Origin of the sequence: Arthrobacter sp. 18067 (genome assembly GCF_902706295.1) — a bacterium.
Lineage (GTDB): Bacteria > Actinomycetota > Actinomycetes > Actinomycetales > Micrococcaceae > Arthrobacter.
Window position 1 is genome coordinate 1 of sequence record NZ_CACSJJ010000109.1, and the last position, 400, is coordinate 400.

Below are 400 nucleotides of genomic sequence, written 5' to 3' on the forward strand. Positions count from 1 at the left end.
GGCCGGCACGCCATTGATGGTTTCCTGCGCATGCCCGCTGGGCAGCAGCTTGCCGGTGCGGGCGCCTGCCGCATCAAGGAAGGAGAGCCTGACCGGCGCGGCTGAGCCCGGCGCGCCGGCAATGCGCGTATCACCGCGGTAGGCCACATTGCCGCCCGGCGTTTCCACCGTGGCGATGATCAGCTTGCCGGTGTTGACGTTGTGGATGCGCACCTCGGTCTGCGGATCCTGCGCCTGCACCAGCCCACGCTCGATAGCATACGGGCCCACGGCCGCCAGCATGTTGCCGCAGTTGGGCGAGGTATCCACCACCTGCTGCTCCACCCGGACCTGGGCGAACAGGTAGTCCACGTCGGCGTCCGCCCGGCTCGAGCGGTCGATGATCGCCACCTTGCTGGTC

The 400-nt window shown here is 68.8% G+C and carries 1 protein-coding gene; it reads right to left on the minus strand.

All coding sequences use genetic code 11. From position 1 onward, the window contains the following. The coding region (locus GVL04_RS24315) for a PrpF domain-containing protein (protein WP_200846973.1) at nt 1-400 on the minus strand (400 nt) is incomplete at both ends.